Genomic DNA, 23415 nt, shown 5'->3' with positions numbered 1-23415 from the left:
CCTCGCCCACGTCGTCGCTGCCTCGCACCGTCACGTGCTCGCGTGCTCACGCCGTACGCCGCCACCCCCGCACCAGCTCGCGCAGCCCGGCCGGTGCCGGGAGCACCGCGTACGCGGTGTCCAGCAGGTCGCCGCGCTCGCCGACGCCACCCGCCTGGTCGGCGAGGCGTCTGAGCGACGCGGACAGCAGCCGGCGCAGCGCCTCCTCGGTGTCCTGTGGGCCGCACAGCTCGCCGGCGGGGAAGCCGCTCCCCCAGCCGCCGGGCGGGCGGCAGGCGAGCGCGTGCTCGCGCAGTTCGGTGACCAGCCGGTCCCAGGACCCGCTGCCGTCCAGGTGCAGCCCCGCCAGCCGTTCGGCGGCCTCGCGCAGTTCGGCGGCGAGCGGGGCGGGCCGGTCCGGCAGCCTGCCGGTCAGGATCCGCACCGCCGCGACGCGGGCGGCGTCGTAGTGCCGGGAGGTGGTGGGCACGCCGTCCAGGACGTCGACGGCCGGGCGGCGTCCGGCGCGGCGCAGCCGGACCCGGGCCAGTCCGAAGGCGGCGCTGCCCTGGGTGGGGTCGCGGCGCAGGACGGCCTCGTAGAACTCCTCGGCCTGCGCCTGACGCGCCCGCATCCGTGCGGCCGCCTGCGCGTCGGCCGGTCCGCCTCCTTCTCCGGCGGACTCGCGGGGCCGCTCCGCGAGGTACTCGGCGCAGAAGCCGAGCGCCAGCTTGGGCGCCGCCTCGCCGGGCAGGGCCGCGTAGGTGGCGGCGAACTCGTCCTCCGCCTTGTCCACCGCGTCGCGCGTGAGGTGGATCAGTCCCCGGTGCCAGAAGATCCGCCAGTCGTAGTCGCCGCTCCACCCCTTGGCGCGGGCCACCCACTCCTCGGCCCGCGCGGCGTCCCCGGCCTCCAGGTAGGCGCGGCACAGCCACAGCGCCGTCTCCACGGTCCGCAGCGCCGGGTCGCCCGCCGACCGTTCGGCGATGCGGTCGGGGGTGTCCGCGGCGAGCCCGCCGAGCAGTACGGCCGCCGGGTCCGAGGCGTCGGGGAGCGGGACCGGCAGGGCCCGGGCCGCCGCCCGGGGTTCGGGGGCGCCGGCCGGCAGCTCGGGTGTCCCGGTTCCGGGGCGTCGGGTCCACCACTGGAGCGCCGGGACGGTGCCGAGGGCGGCGCCGAAGACCGCCGCGGTGGGCTCGAAGCGGGTGGAGCGCTCGGGATACGGTTCGCGCCCGCCGAGTGCCTGGTCCTCGCGCAGCACCTCCCACAGCTGGCGGGCCATCTCGGCCGCGGAACGGAACCGGGCGGCGGGCTCGGGGTGGGTGGCGCGGCGGATCAGCGCCTCGAAGGAGCGGGCGGCCAGTCCGGCGGGCCGGGCGGCGCGTTCGGCGAGCACCTTGAGGGTCCGGCCGACGGTGTACAGGTCGCTGTCGACGTCGAGTCCGCGCCGGTCGCGTTCGCGCTTCGGCGGGGCGTATCCGTGGGTGTGGACGAGCCCGGAGGAGCGGTCGTCGATCCGGCGGATGGCGCCCAGGTCGATGACCTTGATCTCCCGGCCGTAGTGGATGACGTTCTCGGGCTTCATGTCGCAGTACAGCAGGCCCCGGTCGTGCAGGTACTCCAGGGCGCCGAGGATCTTGCAGCCGTAGGTGATGACGTGCCCGAACTCGAAGCCGCCGGTGCCGAACAGCCGCGCCAGCTCCTCCTCGGGGGCGAAGCGGATCCAGGACAGGGACCGGCCGCCGACGTACTCCATCACGATGTAGCCGGTCGGTTCGGCGTCGCCGGGTACCTGGTGCTGGACGTGGGTGACGATGCGGACGATGTCGCGGTGGTGCAGCGTGGTGAGCGAGCGGCGCTCCTCGACGGCCGCCCGGCGGGCCACGGCGTCGCCGGTGTTGATCAGGCCCTTGAGGACGACGTGCAGGCCGGGCACCCGGGTGTCCTCGGCGAGGTAGACCCAGCCGTGGCCGCCGACGGCGAGGTAGCCGAGCACCGCGTAGTGCCCGGCGACCCGGTCTCCGGGGCGCAGCTTCGGCCGGAACGAGTACTCGGTCCCGCACTCGGGGCAGAACCCGTGGTCGGGCGCGGGGCCGCCGTCGTAGGAGACACCGATGGTGCCGGCGCAGTTGTCGACGCCGCAGCGCCGGCCGCCGGTGGGGGGCCGGGCGACGGTGTCGGCGGCCTCGGAGGGGTCCGGGGAGGGGAGGTGGGGCAGGACCAGCAGTCCGTCGCGGTCCAGCTCTCCGGCGGCCGGGGCCCCCGGGCCCTGCGCGGGCCGGGGGCCCCGTGCGTCGGGTCCGGCCGGGTCGGGGTCGGGATCGGGTGGAGTGGCGGTGGGCTCGGGCGCGAGGGGACGGCGGAAGCAGGTGTCGCAGAACCCGGTGACCATGATGTGGCCGCCCCGGCAGTCGGCTCTGGCGCAGGCTCTTCCGCTCATGCCGCGGGCTCCCCGTGCGGCCGCGGGTCGCGCCGGGACCTTCTCGGTGTCATGACGCATCCCCTCCGCCGTACCCGTCCCGGGCGCCGCAGCCGTCCCCGGCGCCGTACCCGTCCCGGGCGCCGTACCCGTCCCGGGCGCCGCAGCCGTCCCCGGCGCCGCAGCCGTCCCGGGCGCCGTGACCGTCCCCGGCTCGCTGCCCGTCCCCTCCGCCATCCCCGGCCCCGCGACCGTCCCCGGTCCCGTGACCAGGCCGGGCACCGCGGCCGTCGTCTCCTCGGCCATGCCCGTCCCGGGCGCCGTGGACGTCCCGGGCGCCGTACGCGTCTCTGGCTCCGCGGCCGTCCTCCCCGCTGTCCCCGTCCCGGGCTCCGCGGCCGTCACCGGACCCGTACCCGTCCTCGTGACCGTCCCGGGCGCCGTGCCCGTCCCGGGCGACCGGTCCGGTGGCTCCGGCGTGGCCGTCGACGCGCCGGGTGTAGGCGTCCACCGCCGCTTCCGCCGCGCGCACGTCGCAGGGCCTCGCCCGGAGCAGGGTGTGGGCCCGGAGGTAGAGGCCGTCCACCGCCGGGTCCTCCTCGCCCCGCAGGGAGTGCTGGTGCATGACCTGGTAGCTCCGCAGGCGCCCGGCGAGTTCGTCGCGCCGGTCGCGGAGCCGGTCGAGTGCCGCGACACCCGCCGTCAGCCGGCCCTCGACCCGGTCGGCCAGCCGCTCGTACCGCGCGAGGTCCGGGCCGGGTCCGGGGAGCGCTTCCCCTTGGCCTTCCCCGTCGTGATCCGCAGCGTCCGCCGCGCGGAGCAGGTCGGCGAGGGCGGCGTGTGCGGCCACCAGGTCGGAGTCGAGGGGGCGCAGGCCCTGGGGCGCCACGGCGGCGAGGCGTTCGCGCAGGTCCTCGGCGAGCGGACCGGTGATCTCCTTCAGCCGCTCGACGAGCCGGGCACGCCGCCCCCGCTCGGGCTCGGTGAGCAGTTGCTCGCGGGCCCGGCGGTGGCAGTCCCCGGCCGTGCGCAGGACGAGCAGCAGGCGGCTGCCGTCGGCACGCAGCACGTCCAGCAGGTCGAGCACGCCGAGCGGATCGACCGCCTCGTCGACTCCGACGACGACCAGGTTCAGGATGGCCCTCGCGGCGCGGATGCGTTCCAGCGGGGCTTCCTCCGGGTGCGGCAGCCCCAGGCGTTCGGCGATCCGCTCGGCGATTCCGGCCGAGGTCCGCCCCTCCGCGTAGACGGCGAGGTCGTGACCGCCGGCCGACGGGACGGTGCCCGGCGGGTCGAGCGAGGCCCGGTCGACGGAGACCGGTGTGCGCAGCTCGCGGTCGGCGAGGGTGATGGCGCGGCGCAGGGTGGCCTCGCGCGCCGCGTCGCCGTGCCGGACGACGCTGATCTTCACCTGGCTGCCGTCGTCGCGCAGCCAGGCGGCGAGACGCTGGGCGAACGGCCGGTCGAGCAGCTCCGGCAGTATGTCGTCGGCGGTGGACCGCAGTTGGGGGTCGACGGCGCTGGGGCCCGTGGTGACGGGGTCGAGCCGGGGCAGGTGGCGCACGATGGTCTCGACGGGACTCATGAAGGAGAACCGGTTGCCGTGCCGGTCCTCCTGGCCGCTGAGCACCATGCCGATGACCTCGCCGGTGTCGCTGTCGGCGACGCCCGCACCGCTGCACCCCGGGCTGGCCAGTTCACCGGGGCTGGCCGGGATCAGCTGCACCTGTCCGTCGCGTCCGCAGACCCCGACGGCGGTGGCGCGGAACCAGATGCCGCCGTTGTGCTCGTACGGGAAGCCGTACATCCGCACCTCACGGTTGGGTGCGGACAGCCGGTGCAGCCGAACCGTTTCCTCGGCGGGGCGGGGCCGCTCCAGCCGCAGCAGCGCCACGTCGCCGCTGGGGTCCCCGTCGGCGTCCAGCGTCTCCGGCACGTAGGCGTCGCGCTCCAGCCTGGCGGGGACCGCGGGCACGCCGTGGCCGACCGCGCCGACGAACTCCGCGGTCATCACGTCCGCCGTCCGGTCCACCACGTGGGCGCAGGTGAGCACCCATTGCGGAGTCAGCAGAATGCCGGCCCCCGCGATCTCCCCGTCCGCTCCCCGGATCCGCACCGCCCAGCTCGGCGTCGCCATCGGCGAGACGGCCGGGCCTCCCCCGCCAGCAGCCATATGCGAACTATACGGGCGTCTGCTCCTGTCGCATACTGCTGCGACAAGAGTGAACGGGCTTTGTACGGAGGCGAATTGACGAACGAACCGGGTTTCGTGGGACTGGCCGAGGTGATCGGCCGGATCCGGGGCGAACTGGAGGAGGCCCGCGCCGACGCGGAGGGCCGGGACCTCGGTTTCGCCGTGGAGAACGTGAGCCTGACCTTCACCGTGCAGGTCCACCGCGCGGGCAGCGGCCGGGGCGGCGTCCGTATCGGCGTGGTGACGGCCGAACTGGGCGGCTCCGTCGACCACCAGACCACCCATCAGGTCCAGGTGGACCTGAAACCGGAGCTGGCGGGCGGGGAGCGGGTGAAGGTGAGCAGACGCTAGAGCCGCCCGACGACGTCGTTCAGGAGGTCCGGCGCAGCAGCGCCAGGTACATGGCGTCCGTGCCGTGCACATGCGGCCACAGCTGGACGTCGGGTCCCTCGCCGAGGCCGGGGACGCCGGGCAGCAGCGGCCGGGCGTCGAGCAGCTCGGTGCCGGGGTGCTGCTTCAGGACGTCCGTGACGACGGCGCGGGTCTCGGCGAGGTGCGGCGAGCAGGTCGCGTAGGCGACGACGCCCCCGACCCGTACGGCCTCCAGGGCATTGCGCAGCAGCCCGCGCTGGAGCGGGGCGAAGCCGTCCAGGTCCTCGGGGCGACGCCGCCAGCGCGCCTCGGGCCGGCGTCTCAGGGCGCCCAGGCCCGTGCACGGCACGTCGACCAGGACGCGGTCGAAGCTCCCGGGCCGCCACGCCGGGCGGGTCCCGTCGGCGGCGATCACCTGGTAGGGGCCGGGATTGCCGTCCAGGGCCCTGGCCACGAGCCCGGCGCGGTGCGGCTGCTTTTCGGAGGCCAGCAGGAAGGCACCCCGCTCGGCCGCCAGGGCTCCGAGCAGCGCGGCCTTGCCGCCCGGCCCCGCGCACCCGTCCAGCCAGCGCCGGTCCGGTCCGTCCAGGGGCGCGTTGGCGAGGGCCAGGGCGACCAGCTGGCTGCCCTCGTCCTGCACCCCGGCGCGGCCCTCCCGCACGGCCTCGACGGCCCCGGGTTCGCCGCCCTCGCTCAGCCGCACCGCGTACGGCGACCAGCGCCCCGGTACGGCGGCCTCCTCGCCGAGGAGCTCCTCGCGGGTGGCCCGGCCCGGCCGCGCGACGAGGGTGACCTCGGGGCGCTCGTTGTCGGCGGCCAGCAGTTCCTCGATGCCGGCCCGGCCGCCGCCCAGCGAGTCCCACAGCGCCGAGACGACCCAGCGCGGGTGCGAGTGCACGACGGCCAGGTGGTCCTCGGGATCCTCGTCGTAGGGCGGGGCGACCCGCTCCAGCCAGCCGTCCAGGTCGTCCCGCGCGACCTTGCGCAGCACGGCGTTGACGAACTTGGCCCGTCCGTCCCCGAGCACGACCCGCGCCAGCTCCACGGAGGCGGAGACGGCGGCGTGGCTCGGGATGCGCGTCCCCAGCAGCTGGTGCACGCCCAGGCTGAGGACGTCGAGCACCGGCGGGTCGACCTCGCGCAGCGGCCGGTCCACGCAGTCCGCGATGATCGCGTCGTACGTCCCCTGCCGCCGCAGCGTCCCGTACACCAGCTCGGTCGCGAGGGCCGCGTCCCGGGCGTCGAACTTCTCGGGGCCCTCCTTCTCCCGTGCCTTGCGCAGCAGGGGCGGCAGGACCAGGTTGGCGTACGCGTCCCGCTCGTCCACGGCCCTGAGCGCCTCGAAGGCGAGCATGCGGACGGGGTCCTTCTGGGGCCTGCGGTACGGCTTGCCGGTTTTGCGGGGACGACGAGGCTGCTCGCTCACGAAAAAGGTGCTCCGGGTGTGGGGTGAAGTGCGCTCACCAGCGTACGCCGGGCAGGTGAACGGTGATGCGGAGGCGCCGCGGCGCGGGTCAGTCGCCGACCCGCTCGCCCTCGGTGATCCGCGCCCCGCGCGCCCAGTCCGCGGCCCGCATCGGCTTCTTGCCCTGCGCCTGCACCCACAGCAGCTCGACGGCGTGCGAGCCGGTGCCGACGTACACGTTGTTCTTCCCGGCGGCGAGCTGCCCCGGGGCCAGGTCGCTCCGGTCGGGCAGGGGGACGGCCTGCACGAGCTTGAGCCGCTCGCCCCGGAAGGTGGTCCAGGCGCCGGGGGCCGGGGTGCAGCCGCGCACCACCCGGTCCACGCGCAGCGCCGGGGCGGTCCAGTCGACCCGCGCGTCCTCGACGGTGATCTTCGGGGCCAGGGTGACGCCCTCGGCGGGCTGCGGCACGGCCTCCAGGCTGCCGTCCTCGATGCCGTCCATGGTGGCCGCGAGCAGACCGGCACCGGCGAAGGCCAGCCGGGTCAGCAGGTCGCCGCTGGTGTCGGTGGGGCGGACGGTCTCGGTGACCGTCCCGTAGACGGGGCCGGAGTCCAGGCCCTCCTCGATCAGGAAGGTGGACGCGCCGGTGATCTCGTCGCCCGCCATCAGCGCGTGCTGCACGGGGGCGGCGCCGCGCCAGGCGGGCAGCAGCGAGAAGTGCAGGTTGACCCAGCCGCGGGCGGGCACGTCAAGGGCGACGCGGGGCAGCAGGGCCCCGTAGGCGACGACGGGGCAGCAGTCGGGCGCGATCTCGCGCAGCCGCTCCAGGAAGCCGGGGTCGCGCGGCTTCGCCGGCTTGAGCACCTCGATGCCCGCCTCCTCCGCCCGCTCGGCCACGGGAGAGGCGACCAGCCGGCGCCCCCGCCCGGCCGGAGCGTCGGGCCGCGTGACGACGGCGGCCACCTCGTGCCGCCCGGAGGCGATCAGGGCGTCCAGGGCGGGAACGGCGACCTCGGGGGTACCGGCGAAGACGAGCTTCATGGGTGGGACGGGCCTCTCGGGCGGGGGCTGTTGCGGGCGACGCACCAGTCTACGAGCCCGCAAGGTCACGGAAAGCCGCCGCCGGCGCGGCACCACGACGGCCCACGCTCACCTCTCGACCGACGGCGAACGGGTGACCCGCGGGTGGGAGGCCCCACGAGGCCGAAGGCCGAGGGGGCGCACGAACAAACCCCCACGCCCCTACCCCGTGACCAACTCCGCACCCGCACGTTGGTCAAGAAAGAGTTGACACACCGGGCCGCCCGCGCGGCCCGATTCCTTTCAACGCCGGTTCGAGAGGCTTGTTCATGGCCGACCACGCAACCCACGACGCCCAGGCTCGGGCCAGCCTGCACTTGCTGGTGCGGGACATCGAGCGGGTCCGCCGGCAGGTGGACGCACTGCGCACCCTCACCGCCCAGTTGGGCAACGTCTACCGCCCGCGACGCTCCGGCCCCTCCGCGGGCTTCGTCGTCTACGGACGTGCCCCCGCCCCGACCGTCCGCCTCGCCCAGGAGCTGCGGGACAGCGTCGAGACCCTGGTCACGGCCGCCGTCGACTTCGACCGTTCGCTCGGCTTCTCGTGGGACGCGGTGGGCTCCGCCCTCGGTGTCACCAAGCAGGCGGTGCACCGGCGCTACGGTTCCCGCCGCGCCGCCGCCCAGACGGTGTCCGCCCCCGAGGCGGCCGAGCACACCGAGGAGCCGACGGGTACGCGGCCGGTCAACGTGGGCTCTGGCCTCCCCCCGGTGCCCACGGTCCCGGCGGCCCGCTCCATGCCGACCCAGCCGACGTCCGGCAGCCCGTCCCTGCGCGACGAGGTCCGTCCGACCGCCTTCCCCGGCCCGCGCAACGGCTGATCCGCACCGGCCGACCACGCGTGCCGGCCGCTCGCGCCTGCCCCTCGTGCCTGCCACTCGGGCCGGCCGTTCGAGGCGTCACACCCGCCCCGCCCTCCCGGCTCCCCGGGGACGGCGGGGCCGCGGCCTGTCCGTGCCCTACCCGATTCCGTGCCTCACCCGATTCCGCGCCTCACCCGATTCCGTGCCTCACCCGATGTCGGGCGGGTCGATCCGCACCCACACCGCCGTGTCGCTCCCCCGGGCCGTCCGTGCCGCCTGAGCCGCTTTCAGCGCACCGGCCAGCGCCGCCCCGCGCCCCGGCGGGACCCGGACCAGCGCACGCTCCCAGTGCTCCCCGGGTGGGGGCGCCCCCACCCGCCGCGGCCGCCCCGCCGGCGTGACCGGCAGGGGCACCGGGCCGAGCACCTCCGCCTCCCGGGGCAGTTCGACCGCGTCGAGGAAGCCGGTCACGGCATCCGGCGGCCCCGCCACGGCCGCCATCCGCGACACCGGCGGAAAGCCCAGTTCGGCCCGTTCCGCCAGCTCTCGCAGTGCGTGTCCGACCGGGTCCCAGCGCACCAGCGCCTGCACCGGCCGCAGCGTCGGCTCGGCGACCGCGACGACGGTGCCCCCGGCGCTCTGCGGGCGCACCAGGGCGGCGGCTGCCAGCCAGCGGCGCAGCGCGTCCTCTCCGGCACGCAGATCGGGGCGGCCGAGCATCGCCCAGCCGTCGAGCAGCAGCGCCGCCGCGTAGCCGCCCTCCGCGACGGGTTCGGCCCCCGGGGTGCTCACCACCAGCGCCGGGGACTCGGACACGGTGTCCAGCACGTGCTCCCGCCCCGAGGTGCGCACGGGCACGGCGGGGAAGGCCCGCCCCAGCTCCTCCGCGGTCCGCCGGGCACCCACGACCTGCGCGCGCAGCCGGAACGCCCCGCACTCCGGGCAGTGCCAGGCGCTCTCCTCGCGCCCGCACCAGCCGCACCGCAGAGCGGATCCGGACTCCTGCCCCTCCAGCGGGCCCGAACAGTGCCGGCACCGCGCGGGCGTCCGGCACGCCGCGCAGGCCATCCGGGGTACGTAACCCCGCCGGGGCACCTGCACGAGTACCGGCCCGTGCCGCAGCCCGTCCCGGACGGCCTGCCAGGCGAGGGTGGGCAGCCGCGCGGCGCGGGCGGCCTCGTCCCGGGCCAGGTCCTGGTCCCCCACGGTCCGCACCAGCGGCACGGCGGCCCGTACCTGCTCCCGCGCGGCGATCAGCGGCCGGGCCCAGCCGGTCTCCACGAGCTGGGCCGCCTCCACGGTGCAGCTCCAGCCGCCCAGCAGGAAGGCGCACCGGTCCTGGGCGGCGCGCAGCAGCAGCACCTCGCGCGCGTGCGGCTGCGGGGCGTGCGGCTCGCTGTGGCTGTCGTCGCCGTCGTCCCACAGGGCGACCAGGCCGAGGTCCCGGACCGGCGCGAACATGGCGGCCCTGGTCCCGATCACGGCCCGTACGGCCCCCCGGCGCACCGCGAGCCACTGCGCGTACCGCTTCTCGGGACCGGCGTCGGCGGTGAGCACCGCGTGCCGTCCCTCGCCCAGGAGCGCGGTGAGCGCGGCGTCGGCGCGGGCGACCGCCCGCCCGTCCGGCAGGACCACCAGGGCACCCCGGCCGGAGGCCAGCGTCGCCGCCACGGCCCGCGCCAGCTCGTCCGTCCACTGCGGTCCGGGCAGCGCGTTCCACACCGCCCGGGGCGCGCCGCCGGACGCGAGGGCGGCCACGAACGCGGCCCCCTGCTCGTATCGCGCCCACGACCCCGGCTCGGGGACCGGCGGTGCGGGCAGTGGCTGCGGCGAGGCCCGCTTCTCGGCGCGCGCGTTGCGCGGTGGTACGGCGAGCTGGAGGACGTCGGCGACGCTGCCCGCGTACCGGTCCGCGACCGCCCGGACGAGGCCGAGCAGCTCTTCGTCGAGGATCCGCTCGGGCGAGACGACCTGGGCCAGCGCGGCCAGCGGCCCCGCGTAGTCGGACTCCGCCAGCCGCTCGATCAGGTAGCCGTCGATGAGCCCGCCGCCCTCGCGCCGCCCGTCCCGCACCCGGTGCCGTCCGGCGCCGAACCGCACCCGCACCCGGACACCCGGCTGGGCCTCGGCGTCCAGCTCCTCGGGGACGGCGTAGTCGAAGTACCGGTCGAGGTGCAGCACGCCCTTGTCGACGAGGACCCTGGCGACCGGCAGCTCCTTGGCGAGCGCGGCCCCGCGCCAGGTGCGCGGCTTGGCCCTCGGGGCCGCCGTCCTGCGCACCGTCTCCCGGATGAGCGCGAGCTGCTCGGGCGGCGCGTCCTGCGCGCCGCCCTGCTCCGGTCCGTTCTCGCTGCTCACGCCTGCATTCTCGCAAAGGCCACTGACAACACCGCCGGGGTCGGAACAGATGGCGAGGCCCGGCGCCCCCTCGGGGAGCGCCGGGCCTCGTCACCTGCCGTGGGGCGCGGTGCGCCCTGGATCCTTACAGGCCCGCGGCCTCGCGCAGCGCGTCCACGCGGTCGGTGCGCTCCCACGTGAAGTCGGGCAGCTCACGGCCGAAGTGACCGTACGCCGCCGTCTGGGCGTAGATCGGGCGGAGCAGGTCGAGAGCGCGGATGATGGCGGCCGGGCGCAGGTCGAAGACCTCGTCGATCGCCTTCTCGATCTTCTCGGTGTCGACCTTGGCGGTACCGAAGGTCTCCACGAACAGACCCACGGGCTCGGCCTTGCCGATGGCGTAGGCGACCTGGACCTCGCAGCGCGCGGCGAGACCCGCGGCCACGACGTTCTTGGCGACCCAGCGCATCGCGTACGCCGCGGAGCGGTCGACCTTCGACGGGTCCTTGCCGGAGAAGGCACCGCCGCCGTGCCGGGCCATGCCGCCGTAGGTGTCGATGATGATCTTGCGGCCGGTCAGACCGGCGTCGCCCATCGGGCCGCCGATCTCGAAGCGGCCGGTCGGGTTGACCAGGAGGCGGTAGTTCTCCGTGTCGATCTTGATGCCGTCCTCGAGGAGCGCCTTCAGCTCCGGCTCGACGACGAACTCCTTGATGTCCGGGGCCAGCAGCGACTCCAGGTCGATGTCGCTCGCGTGCTGGGAGGAGACGACGACCGTGTCCAGACGGACGGCCTTGTCGCCGTCGTACTCGATGGTGACCTGGGTCTTGCCGTCCGGACGCAGGTACGGGATGGTGCCGTTCTTGCGGACCTCGGACAGGCGCTTGGACAGGCGGTGCGCCAGGAAGACCGGCAGCGGCATCAGCGTCGGCGTCTCGTCGGACGCGTAGCCGAACATCAGGCCCTGGTCGCCGGCACCCTGGCGGTCCAGCTCGTCCTCGTCGCCCTCCACCCGGTTCTCGTACGCCGTGTCGACGCCCTGCGCGATGTCCGGGGACTGCGCGCCGATGGAGACCGAGACGCCGCAGGAGGCGCCGTCGAAGCCCTTCTTGGAGGAGTCGTAACCGATCTCCAGGATCTTGCCGCGGACCAGGTTGGCGATGTCCGCGTAGGCCTTGGTGGTGACCTCGCCGGCCACGTGCACCAGGCCGGTGGTGATCAGGGTTTCGACGGCGACCCGGGAGGTCGGGTCCTCGCGCAGAAGCGCGTCGAGAATCGTGTCGCTGATCTGGTCAGCGATCTTGTCGGGGTGACCTTCGGTCACGGACTCCGAGGTGAACAGGCGACGGGACACAACGCTCCCTGGGGTTGCAGCGGCTGCTGGCTGATCATTGGTGGACGGCACGGGGAGCTGCACCCGGCGACGTCCGAGAACAGTTTATCGGTCGCACTCTGCCGCGGGCCCACCTGTCTCAGCTCTCGGGAGGGCTGTGACCTGCGGCACGGGCATTCTGCCCAGAAGGAAGCGTCCTTGGCCAGGGGCGCCACGCTCGAATGCGTCGTCTTCGCTGCTCCTTCGAGCAAATGGGTCATTCATTCCAGCCGCCGGGCGACGAGGTCCCAGACCGTGTCGGCCAGGGCTTCCTTGGGGCCGTGGGCGACCGGTGTCTCGCTGCCGTCGGCGCCCAGGACCACCGCCTCGTTCTCCTCGGAGCCGAAGGTCTTGCGCTCCCCCACCTCGTTCACCACGAGGAGGTCGCAGCCCTTGCGTTTCAGCTTGGCCCGGCCGTTGGCCAGGACGTCGTCGGTCTCGGCGGCGAAGCCGACGACCACCTGTCCGGAGCGGGCCCGGGTCTGGGAGATCTCCGCGAGGATGTCCGGATTACGCACCAGGGTGATCGGCGCCGGTTCCTGGTCGTCCTTCTTCTTGATCTTCCCGGTGGCGTACGTCGCGGGCCGGAAGTCCGCCACCGCCGCGGCCATGACGACGGCGTCGGCGTCGGCCGCGGCGCGCAGCACCGCCTCGCGCAGCTCCACCGCCGTGCCGACGTGCACCACGTCGACGCCGGCCGGGTCCGGCATCGAGGCGTTCGCCGCGACGAGCGTGACGCGGGCACCGCGCGCGGCCGCGGTGCGGGCGAGGGCGTAGCCCTGCTTGCCGGAGGAGCGGTTGCCGAGGAAGCGGACCGGGTCGAGGGGCTCCCGGGTGCCGCCGGCGCTGACCACGACGTGCCGTCCGGCGAGGTCGGGCTCGCGCACCCCGCGGGCGAGCACCCGGCGGCAGACCTCGAAGATCTCGCCCGGGTCGGGCAGCCGGCCCTTGCCGGTGTCGACGCCGGTGAGGCGGCCGACGGCGGGCTCGATCACTACGGCGCCGCGGCGGCGCAGTGCCGCCACGTTCTCCTGGGTGGCCGGGTGCTCCCACATCTCGGTGTGCATCGCGGGCGCGAAGACGACCGGGCAGCGGGCGGTGAGCAGGGTGTTGGTGAGCAGGTCGTCGGCCAGTCCGTGGGCGGCCTTGGCGAGCATGTCGGCGGTGGCCGGGGCGACGACGACCAGGTCGGCGTGCTGGCCGATGCGCACGTGCGGGACCTCGTGGACGTCGTCCCAGACCTCGGTCGACACGGGGTTGCCGGACAGGGCGGACCAGGTGGCGGCGCCGACGAAGTGCAGCGCGGAGGCGGTGGGGACGACCCGGACCTCGTGTCCGGACTCGGTGAGTCTGCGCAGCAGCTCACAGGCCTTGTACGCGGCGATGCCGCCGCTGACCCCCAGAACGACCTTGGGCTTGTCCACCGTCTCTCCCCGGCTCGGATAACGCGCTCGGACCACGCCCCGTTCGGACTTCGCGCCGTTCGGACTGCGTGTACGACCCATCACACACCACAGGCCCGACAGTCGGGCTGCCGGGCCTGTGGATAAGTCAGCGCAAGGCTGAAGATATTACCGCCGATGCTGCTGGTACTACTGCGCCGGGCCCTCGATGGCCTCGGAGGTCAGCAGCCCCGCGTTGATCTCGCGCAGGGCGATCGAGAGCGGCTTCTCGTGCACGTGGGTGTCGACGAGCGGACCGACGTACTCGAGGAGGCCCTCGCCGAGCTGCGAGTAGTACGCATTGATCTGGCGGGCCCGCTTGGCCGCGTAGATCACGAGGCTGTACTTCGAGTCCGTGGCCTCGAGGAGCTCGTCGATCGGCGGGTTGATGATGCCCTCGGGCGCGGAGATGGAAGAGGACACGCTCTACCTTCCGATGGATGGGAAAGATTCGGTCGGGATGACCACGGGGTGACCAGTGGCGATCACACGACGTTCGTCAAGGCTAGCAGCTCGCGCGCCACGTCCTCGACGGAGGTGTTCACCAGGGTCTGGTCGAACTCCGGCTCGGCCGCCAGCTCGACCTTGGCGGCGGCGAGGCGGCGCTCGATCACCTCGGGCGGTTCGGTGCCCCGGCCGGTGAGCCTGCGCACCAGCTCGTCCCAGGAGGGCGGGGCCAGGAACACCAGCCGGGCCTCCGGCATGGACTCGCGGACCTGCCGCGCTCCCTGGAGGTCGATCTCCAGGAGGACCGGCTCACCGGCCTCCAGGCGCTCCAGGACGGCCGTGCGCGGCGTGCCGTAGCGGTTGCCGGCGAACTCGGCCCACTCCAGCAGCTCGCCGTTGGCGATCAGCTTGTCCATCTCCTCGTCGCTGACGAAGAAGTAGTGGACACCGTGCTGCTCGCCGGGGCGGGGCCTGCGGGTCGTCGCCGAGACCGACAGCCATACCTCGGGGTGTTCCTTGCGCATATGGGCGACGACCGTGCTCTTGCCGACCCCCGAAGGGCCGGAGAGCACGGTCAGCCGCGGACGTGCGTCCGGGGGTACGGGGGGCGTCCCCCGGGGTGTTGCAGCCATGCAGCGATTATTCCAGCAATCCCGGAGTGGTCCGGACTCAGCTGCCGGTGCTGCCGAACTCGCGCTCCAGGGACGCGATCTGGTTGGACCCGAGACCGCGCACGCGGCGGCTCTCGGAGATGCCCAGTCGCTCCATGATCTGCTTGGCGCGGACTTTGCCCACGCCCGGCAGGGACTCGAGGAGGGCGGAGACCTTCATCTTGCCGATGACGTCGTTCTCCTGACCCTGCTTGATGACCTCGTGGAGGGAGGCGCCGGAGTGCTTGAGTCGATTCTTGACCTCGGCCCGCTCCCGGCGAGCCGCGGCGGCCTTTTCGAGCGCGGCTGCGCGCTGTTCAGGGGTAAGGGGCGGAAGAGCCACGCCTACGTCACCTCGGATGTCGAACTGTCGGATACGGACCGGTGAGGAACCTGGTCGCCCCTCACCTGGTGAGCCACGGGCAACACGCTCGCCCGACGACTCTCGACGGAGACTAGCGGTCAAGTCCGCCAGAGTCAGCGAGAACAGCGGAAAAGTCCTGGTCAGCCTCCGCCAGGCCGGACATTTAGGACATACTCTCTCTGATTTGAGGATGTATCCAGGGTCAGGACGCCGTGACCGCGGTCCGGATCTCCACCGCGAAGCGGTCGGCAGCAGTCCGCAACGCGGTCACGTCGGGACCGTGACGAAGGACACCCCGGCTGACGTTCGGCACCACGTTGCGCAGCGCCGCACCGAACACGCGCGGCAGATCCGCGGGCGTGGCCCCCTGGGCGCCGATGCCCGGCGCCAGCAGCGGACCGTTGATGCCCAGGTCGTACGAGGACAGGTCGCCGAGCGTGGCACCGACCACCGCGCCGAAGGAGCCGAGCGGCTCCTCCCCCGCGTTCTCGGCGGCCAGGTGCGCCAGCATGGTCGCCCCGACGCTGCGCCCGTCGCCCCGCACCGCGTGCTGGACCTCGCCGCCCTCCGGGTTGGAGGTCAGCGCCAGCACGAACAGGCCCGCACCGCTCTCGCGCGCCAGGTCGACGGCCGGCTTCAGGGAGCCGTAGCCGAGGTACGGGGAGACGGTCAGCGCGTCCGAGAACAGCGGCGCGTCCTTGTGCAGGAACGACTCGGCGTACGCGGCCATGGTCGAGCCGATGTCGCCGCGCTTGGCGTCCATGACGACCAGCGCGCCGGCCGCCCGCGCCTCCTGGACCGTCGTCTCCAGGACGGCGACGCCGCGCGAGCCGAACCGCTCGAAGAAGGCGCTCTGCGGCTTGAGCACGGCGACCCGGTCGGCCATCGCCTCCACGACGGTGCGGCTGAAGCGCTCGAGGCCGGCCACGTCGTCGTTCAGGCCCCACTCGGCGAGCAGGGAGGCGTGCGGGTCGATGCCGACGCACAGGGGGCCGCGCTCGTCCATCGCGCGGCGCAGCCGGGCACCGAAGGGCTCCATCACCGTCATGAGTGCTTCCTTACGTCGGCGCCGACCGCGTCGGCGAGGGTGGCGTACGGGCTCTGCCGCAGGCGGGCGGCGAGTCCCTTGTGCATGGCGCGGCCCCAGAAGGGGCCTTCGTAGATGAACGCGCTGTAGCCCTGGACCAGGGTGGCACCGGCCAGGATGCGCTCCCAGGCGTCCTCGGCCGTCTCGACCCCGCCGACACCGACCAGGGTGATCCGGTCGCCCACGCGCGCGTAGAGGCGGCGCAGCACCTCCAGGGAGCGTGCCTTGAGCGGGGCCCCGGACAGACCGCCGGTCTCCCCGACGAGGGCGGGCGAGGAGGTCAGGCCGAGTCCCTCGCGCGCGATGGTGGTGTTGGTGGCGATGATGCCGTCCAGGCCCAGCTCCACGGCCAGGTCGGCGACCGCGTCCACGTCCTCGTCGGCGAGGTCCGGCGCGATCTTGACCAGCAGCGGGACACGCCGGGCGGTCACCGCGCGGTCGGCGGCCTCGCGGACCGCGCTCAGCAGCGGGCGCAGCGCCTCGGTGGCCTGGAGGTTGCGCAGGCCGGGCGTGTTGGGCGAGGAGACGTTGACGACCAGGTAGTCGGCGTGCGGGGCCAGCCGCTCGGCGGACTTCACGTAGTCGCCGACGGCCTCCTCCTCGGGGACGACCTTCGTCTTGCCGATGTTGACGCCGACGACGGTGCGGAAGACGGGCGTGCGGGAGGCCAGGCGGGCCGCGACGGCCAGCGAGCCGTCGTTGTTGAAGCCCATGCGGTTGATCAGCGCACGGTCGGCCACCAGGCGGAACAGCCGCTTCTTGGGGTTGCCGGGCTGCGGCTCCCCCGTCACGGTGCCGATCTCGACGTGGTCGAAGCCGAGCATCGCCATGCCGTCGATGGCGACCGCGTTCTTGTCGAACCCGGCGGCGAGGCCGAAGGGGCCGTGCATGCGCAGGCCGAGGGCCTCGGTGCGCAGTTCCTTGTGGCGGGGCGCGAGCGCGGCGGCGACGAAGGTGCGCAGGACGGGGACGCGGACGGCGAGGCGGATCCAGCGGAAGGCGAGGTGGTGGGCCCGCTCCGGGTCCATGCGGGAGAAGACGAGCTTGAAGAAGGTCTTGTACATGTGTCCTCGTGAAGCCTCGGTGGGGCTCTGCGGCTCTGTGGTGCGCTGGGGCTCATGAAGAGGGGGACACCGTTTCCGGTGTCCCCCTCGGGGCTGCTAGTCGCGAGCGGCGATCAGGAATGCGGCGTGTTCCTGGAGTGAGCGAACTCCCACGTCGCCGTGGTTGAGGGCGTCGATGCCCTGGACCGCCGCCGCCAGCGCCTGGACCGTCGTCAGGCAGGGCACGGAGCGGGCCACGGCCGCCGTACGGATGTCGTAGCCGTCGAGGCGGCCGCTGGTGCCGTACGGCGTGTTGACGATGAGGTCGACCTCGCCGTCGTGGATGAGCTGGACGATGGTCTTCTCGCCGTTAGGGCCGGTGCCCTCGGACTGCTTGCGCACGACGGTGGCGTTGATGCCGTTGCGCTTGAGGACCTCGGCGGTGCCGGAGGTGGCCATCAGCTCGAAGCCGTGGGCGACCAGCTCGCGGGCCGGGAAGATCATCGAGCGCTTGTCGCGGTTGGCGACCGAGATGAAGGCGCGGCCCTTGGTGGGCAGCGGCCCGTACGCGCCGGCCTGCGACTTGGCGTACGCCGTGCCGAAGACGGAGTCGATGCCCATGACCTCGCCGGTGGAGCGCATCTCCGGGCCGAGCACCGTGTCGACGCCGCGGCCGTGGATGTCCCGGAAGCGGGACCACGGCATCACGGCCTCCTTGACGGAGATCGGCGCGTCCAGCGGCAGGGTGCCGCCGTCGCCGAGCGCCGGGAGCAGGCCCTCGGCGCGCAGCTCGGCGATGGTGGCGCCCAGCGAGATGCGGGCGGCGGCCTTGGCCAGCGGCACCGCGGTCGCCTTCGAGGTGAAGGGCACGGTGCGCGAGGCGCGCGGGTTGGCCTCCAGGACATAGAGGATGTCCCCGGCCAGCGCGAACTGGATGTTGATCAGGCCGCGCACGCCGACGCCCTTGGCGATGCCCTCGGTGGAGGCGCGCAGCCGCTTGATGTCGAATCCGCCCAGCGTGATCGGGGGCAGGGCGCACGCCGAGTCGCCGGAGTGGATGCCGGCCTCCTCGATGTGCTCCATGACACCGCCGAGGTACAGCTCCTCGCCGTCGTACAGGGCGTCGACGTCGATCTCGATCGCGTCGTCCAGGAAGCGGTCGACCAGGACCGGCCGGGACGGGCTGATCTCGGTCGACTCGGCGATGTACGTCTCGAGGCGGGTCTCGTCGTAGACGATCTCCATGCCGCGTCCGCCGAGGACGTAGGAGGGCCGCACCAGGACCGGGTAGCCGATCTCGTCGGCGATGGCCTTGGCCTCGCCGAAGGTGGTGGCGGTGCCGTGCTTGGGGGCCGGGAGCCCGGCCTCGGCCAGGACCCGGCCGAAGGCGCCGCGGTCCTCGGCGGCGTGGATGGCCTCCGGGGAGGTGCCGACGACCGGCACGCCGTTGTCCTTGAGCGCCTGGGACAGGCCCAGCGGGGTCTGGCCACCGAGCTGGACGATCACACCCGCGACGGGACCGGCCTGCTGCTCGGCGTGGACGATCTCCAGAACGTCCTCCAGGGTGAGCGGCTCGAAGTAGAGCCGGTCGGAGGTGTCGTAGTCGGTGGAGACGGTCTCGGGGTTGCAGTTGACCATCACGGTCTCGTACCCGGCGTCGGACAGCGCGAAGGAGGCGTGGACGCAGGAGTAGTCGAACTCGATGCCCTGGCCGATGCGGTTGGGACCGGAGCCCAGGATGATCACCGCGGGCTTCTCGCGGGGCGCGACCTCGCTCTCCTCGTCGTAGGAGGAGTAGAAGTACGGCGTCCGCGCGGCGAACTCGGCGGCGCAGGTGTCGACCGTCTTGTAGACCGGGCGGACGCCGAGCGCGTGCCGCACCTGGCGGACGACGTCCTCGCCCAGGCCGCTGATCTCGGCGATCTGCTGGTCGGAGAAGCCGTGCCGCTTGGCCTCGGTGATCAGGTCGGCGGTCAGCTCGCGGCTCTCGGCGATCTCGTCGGCGATCTCCTTGATGAGGAAGAGCTGGTCGACGAACCAGGGGTCGATCTTCGTGGCGTCGAAGACCTCCTCCGGGGTGGCGCCCGCGCGGATGGCCTGCATGACGGCGTTGATGCGGCCGTCGGTGGGCCGCACGGCCTCGCGCAGCAGCTCATCCTTGTCGCCGGGCTCGCCGACGAAGGTGAACTGGCTGCCCTTCTTCTCCAGCGAGCGCAGCGCCTTCTGGAAGGCCTCGGTGAAGTTGCGGCCGATGGCCATGGCCTCGCCGACCGACTTCATGGTCGTGGTCAGCGTGGAGTCGGCGCTCGGGAACTTCTCGAAGGCGAACCGCGGGGCCTTGACGACCACGTAGTCGAGGGTCGGCTCGAAGGAGGCCGGGGTCTCCTGCGTGATGTCGTTCGGGATCTCGTCGAGGGTGTAGCCGACGGCGAGCTTCGCGGCGATCTTGGCGATGGGGAAGCCGGTCGCCTTCGAGGCGAGGGCCGAGGAGCGCGACACCCGCGGGTTCATCTCGATGACGATCACGCGACCGTCCTCGGGGTTCACCGCGAACTGGATGTTGCAGCCGCCGGTGTCGACGCCGACCTCGCGGATGATCGCGATGCCGACGTCGCGCAGGGTCTGGTACTCGCGGTCGGTCAGCGTCATCGCGGGCGCGACGGTGATCGAGTCGCCGGTGTGCACGCCCATGGGGTCGAAGTTCTCGATGGAGCAGACGACCACGACGTTGTCGTTCTTGTCGCGCATCAGCTCCAGCTCGTACTCCTTCCAGCCGAGGATGGACTCCTCCAGGAGCACCTCGGTGGTCGGCGAGAGGGTGAGGCCCTGTCCGGCGATGCGGCGCAGTTCGTCCTCGTCGTGGGCGAAGCCGGAGCCGGCGCCGCCCATGGTGAAGGAGGGGCGGACGACGACGGGGTAGCCGCCGAGCGCGTCGACGCCCTTGAGGACGTCGTCCATGGAGTGGCAGATGTAGGACCGGGCGGACTCGCCGTGGCCGATCTTCTTGCGGACCTCCTCGACGACCTCCTTGAACAGGTCGCGGTCCTCGCCCTTGTTGATGGCCTCCACATTGGCGCCGATCAGTTCGACGCCGTACTTCTCCAGGACGCCGTTGCCGTGCAGGGAGATCGCGGTGTTCAGGGCCGTCTGGCCGCCGAGCGTGGGCAGGAGGGCGTCGGGGCGCTCCTTGGCGATGATCTTCTCGACGAACTCGGGGGTGATCGGCTCGACGTAGGTGGCGTCGGCGATCTCCGGGTCGGTCATGATCGTCGCCGGGTTGGAGTTGACCAGGACGACGCGCAGGCCCTCGGCCTTGAGCACGCGGCACGCCTGGGTGCCGGAGTAGTCGAACTCGGCGGCCTGGCCGATGACGATCGGGCCGGAGCCGATGACCAGGACGGACTGGATATCGGTGCGCTTAGGCACGCTGGCCCTCCATGAGGTTCACGAAGCGGTCGAACAGGTAGGCGGCGTCGTGCGGGCCGGCTGCCGCTTCGGGGTGGTACTGGACGCTGAAGGCCGGCCGGTCGAGGAGCTGGAGCCCCTCCACCACGTTGTCGTTGAGGCAGACGTGGGAGACCTCGGCGCGGCCGTAGGGGGTGTCGGACACCTGGTCGAGCGGGGCGTCGACGGCGAATCCGTGGTTGTGCGCGGTGACCTCGACCTTGCCGGTCGTACGGTCCTGCACGGGCTGGTTGATGCCGCGGTGGCCGTACTTCAGCTTGAAGGTGCCGAAGCCGAGGGCGCGGCCCAGGATCTGGTTGCCGAAGCAGATGCCGAAGAGCGGGGTGCCGCGCTCCAGGACGCCCTGCATCACGGAGACCGGGTGGTCGGCGGTGGCGGGGTCGCCGGGGCCGTTGGAGAAGAACACGCCGTCCGGCTCGACGGCGTAGACGTCGTCGACCGTGGCCGTGGCGGGCAGCACGTGCACCTCGATGCCGCGCTCGGCCATGCGGTGCGGGGTCATGCCCTTGATGCCGAGGTCGACGGCGGCGACGGTGAACTTCTTCTCACCGATCGCCGGGACGACGTACGCCTCGGTGGTGGCGACCTCGGCGGACAGGTCGGCGCCGCTCATCTCGGGGGCCTGGCGGACCTCGGCGAGCATGGTGCCCTCGTCGGGCAGCGCGTTGCCGGAGAAGATGCCGACCCGCATGGCGCCGCGCTCGCGCAGGTGGCGGGTGAGGGCACGGGTGTCGATGCCGGAGATGCCGACGACGCCCTGGGCGGCCAGTTCCTGGTCGAGGGAGCGCGTCGAGCGCCAGTTGGACGGCACGCGCGCGGGGTCGCGCACGACGTAGCCGGAGACCCAGATCCTCCTGGACTCCATGTCCTCGTCGTTGATGCCGGTGTTCCCGACGTGCGGGGCGGTCATCACGACGACCTGGCGGTGGTACGACGGGTCGGTGAGGGTCTCCTGGTAGCCGGTCATGCCGGTGGAGAACACGGCTTCGCCGAAGGTGGCCCCCACGGCCCCGTAGGCACGGCCTCGGAAGATCCGGCCGTCCTCCAGGACGAGTACGGCGGGAGTCCGGTGGGCTCCCCTGGTGGAGGTCGTCATCGTGCGCCTTCCGTTTCCGTCTTGTTGATCATGTCGTTCAGTGTGTCGACCCACTCGTTGTGCTCGGCCGCGTGGTCGGAGCGGAAGCCGGAGTCGATCAGCTTGTCGCCGTGCGCCCAGGTGACGACCAGCAGGCCGCCCTCGGTGAGGACCTTGCCGGCGATGCCCTTGTCGAGCCGGGCCTCGCGCAGCGCGGCGACGGGGACGAAGAAGTCCGCCGCGCCGGGGCGTACGACGTCCAGTCCCGCGTCGGTCAGGGTCAGCTCGACCCGGCTGCGGGTGCCCAGGCCGTGCGCGACGATGCGGTCCAGCCACTGCCCGGCGGTGGTGGAGCCGTGGTAGCGGCCGCTCATGCTCAGTTTCGCCGGGCCGGGCTCGTCCGGCGCGGCGGGCAGCTCGGGCAGGTCGCCCTGGAGCGTGCCGCGCCACTTCCAGCCCTCGCGCATCAGCCAGTAGACGAGCGCGACGAAGAGGCCGAGGCCCACGACCCAGCCGACCCGGGCGGCCCAGTCGGTCACTTCCGCCGATTCCTTCTCGGCGGCCAGCAGGATTACCGGTGCTACAGATGTCACGTGAGCTTCCCGTCGACGAGCGTGGCCTTGCCCCGCAGCCACGTGTGCGTCACACGGCCCGGCAGCTCACGCCCCTCGTAGGGGGTGTTGCGACTGCGCGAGGCGAAGCCCGCGGGGTCCACCTGGCCACGGTATGCCGCATCGACCAGGGTGAGGTTGGCGGGCTCACCGGCCGAGACGGGACGGCCGTGTCCGGTGGCCTGTCCGATCTTGGCGGGCTTGAAGGACATCCGGTCGGCGACGCCGGCCCAGTCCAGCAGGCCCGTGTCCACCATGGTCTCCTGCACCACGGACAGCGCGGTCTCCAGGCCCACCATCCCCATGGCGGCGGCGGCCCACTCGCAGTCCTTGTCCTCGTGCGGGTGCGGGGCGTGGTCGGTGGCGACGATGTCGATCGTGCCGTCGGCGAGCGCCTCGCGCAGCGCCATGACGTCGCGCTCGGTGCGCAGCGGCGGGTTGACCTTGTAGACCGGGTTGTACGACCGGACCAGCTCGTCGGTGAGGAGCAGGTGGTGCGGGGTGACCTCGGCGGTGACGTCGATGCCGCGGGACTTGGCCCAGCGGACGATCTCGACGGAGCCGGCGGTCGACAGGTGGCAGATGTGCACGCGGGAGCCGACGTGCTCGGCGAGCAGCACGTCCCGGGCGATGACCGACTCCTCGGCGACGGCGGGCCAGCCGCCGAGGCCCAGCTCGGCGGAGACGACGCCCTCGTTCATCTGGGCGCCCTCGGTGAGCCGGGGCTCCTGGGCGTGCTGGGCGACGACGCCGTTGAAGGCCTTCACGTACTCCAGGGCGCGGCGCATGATCACGGCGTCGTGGACGCACTTGCCGTCGTCGGAGAAGACGGTGACGCCGGCCGCGGACTCGTGCATGGCGCCCAGCTCGGCGAGCTTGGCGCCCTCCAGGCCGACGGTGACGGCGCCGATGGGCTGCACGTCGCAGTAGCCGGACTCCTGGCCGAGCCGCCAGACCTGCTCGACGACGCCGGCGGTGTCGGCGACCGGGAAGGTGTTGGCCATGGCGAAGACGTTGGTGTAGCCGCCGCTCGCGGCCGCGCGGGTGCCGGTGAGGACGGTCTCGGAGTCCTCGCGGCCGGGCTCGCGCAGGTGGGTGTGCAGGTCCACCAGGCCCGGCAGCAGCACCTTGCCGTCGGCCTCGACGACCTCCGCGCCCTCGGCGGACAGGTTCGTGCCGACCGCCTCGACGACGGTCCCGTCGATCAGCACGTCCTGCGGCTCGCCGCCGAGCACCTTCGCACCGCGGATCAGGGTCTTGCTCATCGTC

The 23415-nt window shown here is 73.2% G+C and carries 18 protein-coding genes; 2 read left to right on the top strand and 16 right to left on the bottom strand.

Features of this window, described 5'->3' with window-relative positions; translation table 11 throughout:
• Positions 1-46: 46 nt before the first annotated feature.
• Positions 47-2419: a tetratricopeptide repeat protein gene (locus R2E43_RS31090; protein ID WP_332056757.1), complete on the bottom strand. Its 2373-nt coding sequence runs from the start codon at positions 2417-2419 to the stop codon at positions 47-49.
• 49 nt (positions 2420-2468) lie between these two features.
• Complete coding sequence (locus R2E43_RS31085) at positions 2469-4571, bottom strand: S1 family peptidase (RefSeq protein ID WP_332056756.1); 2103 nt, start codon at positions 4569-4571, stop codon at positions 2469-2471.
• Positions 4572-4646: 75 nt separating this feature from the next.
• Between R2E43_RS31085 and R2E43_RS31080 the strand changes: the two genes are divergently transcribed.
• Positions 4647-4943: a trypco2 family protein gene (locus R2E43_RS31080; RefSeq protein WP_016325785.1), complete on the top strand. Its 297-nt coding sequence runs from the start codon at positions 4647-4649 to the stop codon at positions 4941-4943.
• 19 nt (positions 4944-4962) lie between these two features.
• Here R2E43_RS31080 and R2E43_RS31075 read toward each other — a convergent pair whose 3' ends face one another.
• Both R2E43_RS31075 and fmt read right to left on the bottom strand, forming a co-directional pair.
• Complete coding sequence (locus tag R2E43_RS31075) at positions 4963-6390, bottom strand: RsmB/NOP family class I SAM-dependent RNA methyltransferase (RefSeq protein WP_332056755.1); 1428 nt, start codon at positions 6388-6390, stop codon at positions 4963-4965.
• Positions 6391-6478: 88 nt separating this feature from the next.
• Positions 6479-7411 (bottom strand): methionyl-tRNA formyltransferase, encoded by a 933-nt coding sequence (gene fmt, locus R2E43_RS31070; protein ID WP_030867037.1) that lies wholly within the window; start codon positions 7409-7411, stop codon positions 6479-6481.
• Between the two features lie 308 nt (positions 7412-7719).
• On the opposite strand from fmt, the gene R2E43_RS31065 reads away from it, so the two are divergent.
• On the top strand, positions 7720-8271 hold the full coding sequence (locus R2E43_RS31065) for a hypothetical protein (protein WP_011027806.1): 552 nt from the start codon (positions 7720-7722) through the stop codon (positions 8269-8271).
• 189 nt (positions 8272-8460) lie between these two features.
• Here the strand turns inward: R2E43_RS31065 and R2E43_RS31060 are convergent, their stop codons facing one another.
• The 12 genes from R2E43_RS31060 to R2E43_RS31005 all read right to left on the bottom strand — a co-directional run bounded on the left by R2E43_RS31060 (position 8461) and on the right by R2E43_RS31005 (position 23411).
• Positions 8461-10611, bottom strand: a complete 2151-nt coding sequence (locus R2E43_RS31060) for a primosomal protein N' (RefSeq protein WP_030867039.1) — start codon at positions 10609-10611, stop codon at positions 8461-8463.
• A gap of 124 nt (positions 10612-10735) precedes the next feature.
• A complete protein-coding gene (gene metK / locus R2E43_RS31055; RefSeq protein WP_003977350.1) occupies positions 10736-11944 on the bottom strand; it encodes a methionine adenosyltransferase in 1209 nt (402 codons plus the stop codon).
• A 239-nt stretch (positions 11945-12183) separates the two neighbouring features.
• Complete coding sequence (gene coaBC, locus R2E43_RS31050; protein ID WP_193485775.1) at positions 12184-13386, bottom strand: bifunctional phosphopantothenoylcysteine decarboxylase/phosphopantothenate--cysteine ligase CoaBC; 1203 nt, start codon at positions 13384-13386, stop codon at positions 12184-12186.
• A 168-nt stretch (positions 13387-13554) separates the two neighbouring features.
• The gene (rpoZ, locus tag R2E43_RS31045; RefSeq protein ID WP_003977348.1) at positions 13555-13827 is read right to left on the bottom strand and encodes a DNA-directed RNA polymerase subunit omega; all 273 of its coding nucleotides are present in this window, start codon (positions 13825-13827) and stop codon (positions 13555-13557) included.
• 62 nt (positions 13828-13889) lie between these two features.
• Positions 13890-14483 carry a guanylate kinase gene (gene gmk, locus R2E43_RS31040; RefSeq protein ID WP_332056754.1) on the bottom strand — a complete coding sequence of 198 codons (594 nt, stop codon included), beginning with the start codon at positions 14481-14483 and terminating at the stop codon, positions 13890-13892.
• A gap of 37 nt (positions 14484-14520) precedes the next feature.
• Complete coding sequence (locus tag R2E43_RS31035) at positions 14521-14844, bottom strand: integration host factor (protein WP_003977346.1); 324 nt, start codon at positions 14842-14844, stop codon at positions 14521-14523.
• A gap of 223 nt (positions 14845-15067) precedes the next feature.
• Positions 15068-15913, bottom strand: a complete 846-nt coding sequence (pyrF, locus tag R2E43_RS31030; RefSeq protein WP_016325793.1) for an orotidine-5'-phosphate decarboxylase — start codon at positions 15911-15913, stop codon at positions 15068-15070.
• Complete coding sequence (locus R2E43_RS31025) at positions 15910-17016, bottom strand: quinone-dependent dihydroorotate dehydrogenase (protein WP_003977344.1); 1107 nt, start codon at positions 17014-17016, stop codon at positions 15910-15912. The genes pyrF and R2E43_RS31025 overlap by 4 nt, the downstream gene beginning before the upstream one ends.
• A 96-nt stretch (positions 17017-17112) precedes the next feature.
• A complete protein-coding gene (gene carB / locus R2E43_RS31020; RefSeq protein WP_332056753.1) occupies positions 17113-20421 on the bottom strand; it encodes a carbamoyl-phosphate synthase large subunit in 3309 nt (1102 codons plus the stop codon).
• A complete protein-coding gene (carA, locus tag R2E43_RS31015) occupies positions 20414-21556 on the bottom strand; it encodes a glutamine-hydrolyzing carbamoyl-phosphate synthase small subunit (protein WP_265696741.1) in 1143 nt (380 codons plus the stop codon). The genes carB and carA overlap by 8 nt, the downstream gene beginning before the upstream one ends.
• Entirely contained in the window at positions 21553-22128 is a 576-nt protein-coding gene (locus R2E43_RS31010) for a PH-like domain-containing protein (protein ID WP_003977341.1), read from the bottom strand. Before R2E43_RS31010 ends, carA begins: the two co-directional genes overlap by 4 nt.
• A complete protein-coding gene (locus tag R2E43_RS31005) occupies positions 22125-23411 on the bottom strand; it encodes a dihydroorotase (protein ID WP_003977340.1) in 1287 nt (428 codons plus the stop codon). Before R2E43_RS31005 ends, R2E43_RS31010 begins: the two co-directional genes overlap by 4 nt.
• Positions 23412-23415 lie beyond the last annotated feature (4 nt).

The sequence above is a fragment of the Streptomyces violaceoruber genome (assembly GCF_033406955.1).
GTDB lineage: Bacteria > Actinomycetota > Actinomycetes > Streptomycetales > Streptomycetaceae > Streptomyces > Streptomyces violaceoruber.
The sequence above is the reverse complement of the archived record's forward strand: the minus strand, read 5'-3'. Positions and strand labels throughout refer to the sequence as shown.

Excerpts from the sequence above, each read along its gene's own strand:
- R2E43_RS31090 (WP_332056757.1), bottom strand. The coding sequence starts at position 2,419 with ATGAGCGGAAGAGCCTGCGCCAGAGCCGACTGCCGGGGCGGCCACATC.
- R2E43_RS31085 (WP_332056756.1), bottom strand. The coding sequence starts at position 4,571 with ATGGCTGCTGGCGGGGGAGGCCCGGCCGTCTCGCCGATGGCGACGCCG.
- fmt (WP_030867037.1), bottom strand. The coding sequence starts at position 7,411 with ATGAAGCTCGTCTTCGCCGGTACCCCCGAGGTCGCCGTTCCCGCCCTG.
- R2E43_RS31065 (WP_011027806.1), top strand. The coding sequence starts at position 7,720 with ATGGCCGACCACGCAACCCACGACGCCCAGGCTCGGGCCAGCCTGCAC.
- gmk (WP_332056754.1), bottom strand. The coding sequence starts at position 14,483 with ATGGCTGCAACACCCCGGGGGACGCCCCCCGTACCCCCGGACGCACGT.
- pyrF (WP_016325793.1), bottom strand. The coding sequence starts at position 15,913 with ATGACGGTGATGGAGCCCTTCGGTGCCCGGCTGCGCCGCGCGATGGAC.
- R2E43_RS31025 (WP_003977344.1), bottom strand. The coding sequence starts at position 17,016 with ATGTACAAGACCTTCTTCAAGCTCGTCTTCTCCCGCATGGACCCGGAG.
- carA (WP_265696741.1), bottom strand. The coding sequence starts at position 21,556 with ATGACGACCTCCACCAGGGGAGCCCACCGGACTCCCGCCGTACTCGTC.
- R2E43_RS31005 (WP_003977340.1), bottom strand. The coding sequence starts at position 23,411 with ATGAGCAAGACCCTGATCCGCGGTGCGAAGGTGCTCGGCGGCGAGCCG.